The sequence below is a fragment of the uncultured Christiangramia sp. genome (assembly GCF_913046405.1).
Lineage (GTDB): Bacteria > Bacteroidota > Bacteroidia > Flavobacteriales > Flavobacteriaceae > Christiangramia > Christiangramia marina.
Window position 1 is genome coordinate 1 of the sequence record NZ_CAJWRQ010000123.1, and the last position, 7,114, is coordinate 7,114.

At 41.0% G+C, this 7,114-nt stretch carries 6 protein-coding genes and 1 pseudogene; all 7 read left to right on the forward strand.

Annotation, left to right across the window (positions count from 1 at the left end; genetic code table 11):
* Positions 1–167 precede the first annotated feature (167 nt).
* The gene (locus QZ620_RS12810; RefSeq protein ID WP_295182329.1) at positions 168–1,358 is read left to right on the forward strand and encodes a PQQ-dependent sugar dehydrogenase; all 1,191 of its coding nucleotides are present in this window, start codon (positions 168–170) and stop codon (positions 1,356–1,358) included.
* 4 nt (positions 1,359–1,362) lie between these two features.
* A complete protein-coding gene (locus QZ620_RS12815; protein WP_295182331.1) occupies positions 1,363–1,830 on the forward strand; it encodes a cytochrome c in 468 nt (155 codons plus the stop codon).
* 109 nt (positions 1,831–1,939) lie between these two features.
* Positions 1,940–2,560: pseudogene (udk, locus tag QZ620_RS12820) on the forward strand (uridine kinase); the annotation flags it as partial.
* A gap of 19 nt (positions 2,561–2,579) precedes the next feature.
* Positions 2,580–2,894, forward strand: a complete 315-nt coding sequence (locus QZ620_RS12825; RefSeq protein WP_141878236.1) for a septum formation initiator family protein — start codon at positions 2,580–2,582, stop codon at positions 2,892–2,894.
* 25 nt (positions 2,895–2,919) lie between these two features.
* A complete protein-coding gene (locus QZ620_RS12830) occupies positions 2,920–4,320 on the forward strand; it encodes a methylmalonyl-CoA mutase subunit beta (protein ID WP_295182333.1) in 1,401 nt (466 codons plus the stop codon).
* A 5-nt stretch (positions 4,321–4,325) separates the two neighbouring features.
* Positions 4,326–6,455 (forward strand): methylmalonyl-CoA mutase, encoded by a 2,130-nt coding sequence (scpA, locus tag QZ620_RS12835; RefSeq protein WP_295182336.1) that lies wholly within the window; start codon positions 4,326–4,328, stop codon positions 6,453–6,455.
* Positions 6,456–6,474: 19 nt separating this feature from the next.
* The coding region (locus QZ620_RS12840; RefSeq protein WP_295182338.1) for an SDR family oxidoreductase at positions 6,475–7,114 on the forward strand (640 nt) is incomplete at its 3' end.

Consider the following 7,114-nt stretch of genomic DNA (forward strand, 5'->3'; position numbering starts at 1 on the left):
CGGCCTCCTGCTCCCAAAGCAGGCGCGATAACCGGGCTACGCTACACCCCGAAAAATGCTTTGTTTAGCATTAATTGGGCGGCAAATATAAGAATAAATCATATCCTACCATGGAAAGTTTCATTTTTTTATATCTTAGTTCAAACATTGCTTTAAAAAAGAGAAATATGAAAAAGTATATTGCATCCATTGGTATTTTAATTTCAGTTTATGCTTGTGGTGATTCAAATTCTGGAAACGATCTTTCAGAAAATACTGAAGATCCTGTTGCGGTTCCTGAAGCTACTTCCGAAGAAGATCAACAAGTTCCAGAACCTATGGAAGCTGGAGTATCAAATGCGTATGGTTTTGAGATGGTAGTTGAAGGGCTGGATATTCCATGGGGCTTTACATTTATGCCAGATAAAAGCATGCTTATCACTGAAAAAAACGGTGATATCATACATTTTAAAAATGGTGAAAAGATCCAGATTACTGGTGGTCCTGAAGTTTATGATCGTGGTCAGGGAGGTTTGCTTGATGTGGTGCTTCACCCAGAATATGAATCTTATGGCTGGATCTATTTCTCCTATGCTTCCCCAGAAGGAAGTGCAGATGGTGGGAACACCGCCATTATGCGGGCAAAACTTGAAGGCAGTAAATTGACTTCTCAAGAGGTTCTGTATAAAGCTTCTCCAAATACAACCAAAGGTCAGCATTTTGGCTCCAGGATAGCTTTTGATAAAGATGGTTACCTGTTCTTTAGTGCTGGTGAAAGAGGTGAGCGCGATGTAAATCCACAGGATATCTCACGTGATAACGGGAAAGTTTACAGATTGAATGACGATGGTTCTATTCCTTCAGACAATCCTTTCGTAGGGGAAGAAAATGCCGTTGAAGCGATCTATTCTTACGGACATAGAAATCCGCAGGGAATGATTCTCAACCCTGAAACCGGAGAGATCTGGGTACATGAGCATGGACCAAAAGGTGGAGATGAGATCAATGTGGTAGAGAAAGGCGCTAATTATGGTTGGCCTGTAGTGACTTATGGTGAAAATTACAGCGGGACACCAATTACCGACGAGCGTAGCAAGCCAGGAATGAAGGATCCTATTTTCTACTGGTTACCTTCTATTGCTCCTAGCGGATTCGCTTATGTAACTTCAGAAAAATTTTCAGAATTGAAAGGGAACCTCTTAGTGGGATCTCTAAAATTTCAATATCTTGAACTCCTTGAACTGGATGGTAAAAAGATCACTAAAAGAACCAAACTTATTGATGGTGCAGGACGAATGCGTGATGTAAGACAAGGACCAGACGGAGATATTTATGTAGCCATTGAAGGTAAAGGAATTGCAAAATTAACCAACAAATAATCACATGAAAAAACTACTTTTCGTATTTGGATTGGCCGCGATGGTGGCTTGTAAATCTGATAAAAAAGAAAATGAAACCGAAGATGAATCTTATGTAATTCCTTCTTCGGAAAAGTCCAGCGAACAAACTCCGCTAACCGCAAGTATCAAGAGAGGAAAAGGTATTTATTCAGATCTTTGTGTGACCTGTCACTTACCGAACGGAAAAGGAATTGCCGGCACTTATCCTCCACTCGATGGCTCAAACTGGCTTACAGAAAAGCGTGAAGAAAGCATTCGCGGTGTTAAATATGGAATGAAAGGTCCTATTGAAGTGAACGGTGAGAAATATGATAACGTGATGACTCCAATGGGCTTAAGCGACCAGGAAGTTGCAGATGCAATGAACTACGTCATGAACTCCTGGAGCAATAATATTGACGAGATGGTGACGGTTGAAGAAGTTGCTGCTGTCAAGGAAAACGCTGAATAAGAAACCCTCAACAATTTCAAAACCGACTTTTTTCAAGTCGGTTTTTTTTATTTCGAAAGCCAGGCTGCACTTTCCGAAGATTTTTAAAAAGTAATATTACCTTTGCAAAAATTCTAGAAACATGCTAATTATTGGGATCGCCGGTGGTACCGGGAGTGGTAAGACTACGGTTGTAAATCAAATCATCGATGAATTAAAACATGAAGAGGTAGATGTTATCTCCCAGGACTCTTACTACCAGGATACGACTCATCTAACTTTTGAAGAGCGTAAAAAGATAAATTTTGATCATCCCAAATCCATTGATTTCGATCTTCTGGCAGAGCATTTAAGACAGTTACGCGCCGGTCATAACATTCAGCAACCAGTCTATTCTTTTAAAGAACATAACAGAACCGGAGAGTTTGTAGAGATACACCCTCGAAAAGTAGTGATCGTTGAAGGAATCCTTATCCTCACCCATCCTGAAATTCGTGACCTTTTTGACATTAAGATCTATGTTCATGCAGATAGTGATGAGCGATTAATTCGCCGTTTAAAACGTGACATTGCAGATCGCGGTCGTGATCTGGAAGAAGTGCTCTGGAGATACCAAACGACTTTAAAACCAATGCATCAGCAGTTTATAGAACCTACCAAAGAATTTGCCGATATCATCATTCCTACCAATCGCTACAATACGGTGGCTGTTGACATCGTTCAGACTATTATCAAAGATCGCTTAAGCTAATTTTGTATCTTTAAAAACTATGAAATTAAAAGACCTGCGTAAAAAACGATGGTTCCGGTTTATCAGTAACAAGTATGTACTGATAAGCATTATTTTCATAGGCTGGATGTTCTTTCTGGATACCAATTCCTGGTTCATACATCACGAACTGGATGTGGAAATAGAAGAACTGCAGAGTAATAAGAGCTATTATCAGGAAGAGATCGCGAAAGACAAGGCTATCATTGAAGATCTTCAGGATTCGGTGCAACTCGAACGTTTTGCCCGCCAGAAGTACTATATGAAAAGGCCCAATGAAGATATTTATATTATCGAGTACGATACTATAGATTGATCTCGCCCGTCAAAAATTTAAAATCATGAAGCAATTGTTATTTCAGGAATTTGAAAATGTTTCTGCAAAGCAATGGAAACAAAAGATCCAAGCAGATCTTAAAGGTGCCGATTATAATGAGAAACTGGTTACCAAAACTCTCCACGGCATTGATATAAAACCCTTCTATTCTTCGGAAGATATTTCAGAAAGTCTTTCGATACCTAATCCGGCTCACTGGAATATCTGTGAAAAGATCTATATCACTTCTGAAGCTTCCGCAGTAAATAAAGCCCAGGACAAACTACAGAAGGGAACTGAATCTTTATGGTTCATTTTAGCTTCTGAAGAAATCGATTTCGTAGAAATTCTGAAGTCGATACCAGTAGAAGTTCCGGTTTACCTGCAATGCGAGTTCCTTAATTCAGAATTTATACTGAAGCTGGATAAGGAAATTAGTAAGACTAATCGAAAGGTTTACCTGCGTAACGATATTATAGGCAACCTGGCCCGATCGGGAAACTGGTTCGAAAACCTGAAATCTGATCATTCAGAATTAGAAAAAATTATTCAGAAAAGTTCCGGCTTTGCTTCAGTTTTGAGCATAGACCTGGGATTATATCAAAATGCCGGGGCAAATATTCCGCAGCAACTGGCATATTCACTTGCTCAAGTTTCAGAATATCTACATCATTTTGAAAACCTGGATTCAGAAAAGAAAGCGAGTCTTAAAATTCAATTTTACGTTTCGGTAGGATCAGATTATTTCTTTGAAATTTCGAAAATAAGAGCATTACGCTGGCTATTTGCCACTATCGCACCAGAATTTGGATTTCATAAAGACTGTCATATCGTTGCCGAACCAACTAAACGCACTAAAACCTTATACGACTTCAATGTCAACCTGCTTCGAACCACCACTGAAAGTATGAGTGCGATCCTTGGAGGTGCAGACAGCATTTGCAATATGCCCTACGACGCCATCTACCATAAGAATAACGAGTTTGGTGACCGCATTGCTCGCAATCAATTGCTGGTGATGAGACACGAAAGCTATTTTGGAAAAGTAGGAAATGTTGCTGAAGGCACTTATTATATAGAAACGATCACCCGCCAGATCGCTGAAAAAGCTTTACAGATATTTAAGGATATTGAAAAAGGCGGTGGTTTGCTAAAGGAACTTAAAGAAGGAATTATTCAGAAAAAGATAAAGGAAAGCGCAAAAGAAGAACAACATAGATTTGATTCGGGAGAATTGATCCTTATTGGAACCAATAAGTTCGAAAACCCTGAAGACAGAATGAAAGATGATCTTGAGTTGTTTCCTTTCTTAAAACAGAATCCAAGAAAAACCCTTTTACAGCCAATCCTGGAAAGAAGATTAAGTGAAGCGATGGAGCAAAAACGACTGAAAAAGGAAACTTCTGTAGAAACCTCTCAAAACTAGTAACGATGTCACGTAAAGACCTTCAAAATATAAGCTTGAACGATAAAGATCTATCTTCAGCAAAGAAAATAAGTGCGGAGACCTTTGAGACTCCCGAAGAGATAGAGATCAAAACATCTTACTCGAAAGAAGACCTTTCAGAAGCAGAACATCTTGAATTCGCCGCCGGAATCCCTCCCTATTTACGTGGACCATACAGTACGATGTACGTGAGCAGACCATGGACGATAAGACAATATGCAGGCTTTTCCACCGCTGAAGAAAGTAACGCTTTTTATAGAAGAAATCTTGCTGCAGGACAAAAAGGACTATCAGTAGCATTCGACTTGCCAACGCATCGAGGTTATGACAGTGATCACGAACGTGTAGTAGGAGATGTAGGTAAAGCCGGGGTTGCGATAGATTCGGTCGAAGACATGAAGATCCTTTTCGACCAGATTCCGCTGGATAAAATGTCGGTTTCCATGACCATGAATGGAGCAGTTCTTCCTATTATGGCGTTCTACATCGTTGCTGCGGAAGAACAGGGCGTAAAACCAGAATTATTATCTGGTACGATCCAGAATGATATACTTAAGGAGTTTATGGTAAGGAATACCTATATCTATCCTCCTACTCCTTCCATGAAGATCATTTCAGACATTTTTGAGTATTCCTCTCAAAACATGCCGAAGTTCAACAGCATTAGTATTTCCGGTTATCATATGCAGGAAGCCGGTGCTACCTGCGATATCGAGCTTGCCTATACGCTGGCCGATGGTCTGGAATATATTCGCAAAGGTCTTGATGCAGGAATGAAAATTGACAGTTTCGCACCAAGACTATCATTTTTCTGGGCGATTGGGATGAATCATTTTATGGAGATCGCCAAAATGCGCGCAGGAAGAATGTTATGGGCAAAACTGGTAAAGCAATTTAATCCTACCAATCCTAAATCTCTAAGTCTAAGAACGCATTCACAAACCAGTGGATGGAGTTTAACCGAGCAGGATCCATTTAACAACGTGGCCAGAACCTGTATCGAAGCAGCGGCAGCAGCCTTTGGTGGAACCCAGAGTTTACATACCAATGCTCTCGATGAAGCGATCGCACTTCCAACCGACTTTTCCGCCAGAATAGCGCGAAATACACAACTTTATCTTCAGCAGGAGACGAATATCACTAAAACAGTTGATCCATGGGCTGGAAGTTATTATGTTGAAAAGCTTACCGAAGAGATCGCTGCCAAGGCCTGGAAGCTCATTGAAGAAGTTGAAGAACTTGGAGGGATGACCAAAGCTATTGAGGCCGGTATTCCAAAAATGAGGATCGAAGAAGCTGCTGCCAAAAAGCAGGCCAGGATAGACAGCGAAACAGATGTGATCATAGGTGTGAACAAATATCGTCTGGATAAGGAAGATGATATGGTTACTCTGGAAGTAGATAATCAAACCGTGCGAAAACAGCAGGTCGCCAGGCTGGAAAAAATAAGATCTGAGAGAGATTCAGATAAAGTAAAAAAGAGCCTTGAAAAGCTAACCAGGGCTGCTAAAGAAGAAAATGCTAACTTACTGGAACTTGCCGTTGAAGCAGCACGTGATCGTGCTACATTGGGTGAAATTAGTGATGCTCTCGAAAGCGTTTACGGTAGATATAAAGCTAAGATTCAGTCATTCAGCGGAGTATATTCAAAAGAAATGAAAGACAACAGCTCATTTAAAAAGGCTCGTGAAATGGCCGACAAGTTCGCTGAAATGGACGGTCGCCGACCAAGGATCATGGTTGCGAAAATGGGACAGGATGGTCACGATCGTGGAGCGAAGGTAGTTGCTACCGGATATGCCGATCTTGGTTTTGATGTGGATATTGGACCTTTGTTCCAGACTCCTGCCGAAGCAGCACAACAGGCCGTCGAAAATGACGTTCATATTTTAGGGGTATCTTCACTGGCCGCAGGACACAAGACCCTTGTTCCGCAGGTTATTGAAGAACTTCAGAAGTTAGGACGTGATGATATCATGGTGATCGTTGGAGGTGTGATCCCATCTCAGGATTACCAGTTCCTGTTCGATTCAGGAGCCGTGGCTGTATTTGGCCCGGGGACCAAGATTAGTGATGCTGCGATACAATTACTTGAAATATTAATCGACGAATAATCATATAACCAACCAAAATATGGATTTAAAGAAAAAAATGCTCCGTGATGATGCTTTAGCCGGAAAAACAATTGTTGTAACCGGTGGTGGTAGTGGTCTTGGAAAATCGATGACTACCTATTTCCTGGAACTGGGAGCAAACGTTGCAATCACTTCCAGAAATATGGAAAAGCTGGAGAAAGTAGCAAAAGAACTGGAAGAACAAACCGGTGGAAGATGTCTTCCCTTGCAGTGTGATGTAAGACATTATGATCAGGTGGAAGCTATGCGCGATAAAGCGGTAGCCGAATTTGGATCTGTAGATATTCTACTGAATAACGCAGCCGGAAATTTTATATCACCAACAGAACGTTTGAGCGCGAATGCCTTTGATACCATTATTGATATTGTATTAAAAGGTAGCAAGAACTGTACACTTGCTTTTGGAAAACACTGGATCGACGAAAAGCAGGAAAGTAAGAATATTCTTAATATCGTTACTACCTATGCCTGGACGGGATCTGCTTACGTAGTCCCAAGTGCAACTGCAAAAGCCGGAGTACTTGCCATGACCAGGTCTCTGGCAGTAGAATGGGCAAAATACGGGATTAGATCCAATGCCATTGCACCTGGACCTTTTCCTACTAAAGGCGCGTGGGACAGATTGCTACCAGGAGATT

Coding starts and splice junctions, on each gene's coding strand:
- QZ620_RS12830 (WP_295182333.1), top strand. CDS start 2,920: ATGAAGCAATTGTTATTTCAGGAATTTGAAAATGTTTCTGCAAAGCAA.
- QZ620_RS12815 (WP_295182331.1), top strand. CDS start 1,363: ATGAAAAAACTACTTTTCGTATTTGGATTGGCCGCGATGGTGGCTTGT.
- QZ620_RS12825 (WP_141878236.1), top strand. CDS start 2,580: ATGAAATTAAAAGACCTGCGTAAAAAACGATGGTTCCGGTTTATCAGT.
- QZ620_RS12810 (WP_295182329.1), top strand. CDS start 168: ATGAAAAAGTATATTGCATCCATTGGTATTTTAATTTCAGTTTATGCT.
- scpA (WP_295182336.1), top strand. CDS start 4,326: ATGTCACGTAAAGACCTTCAAAATATAAGCTTGAACGATAAAGATCTA.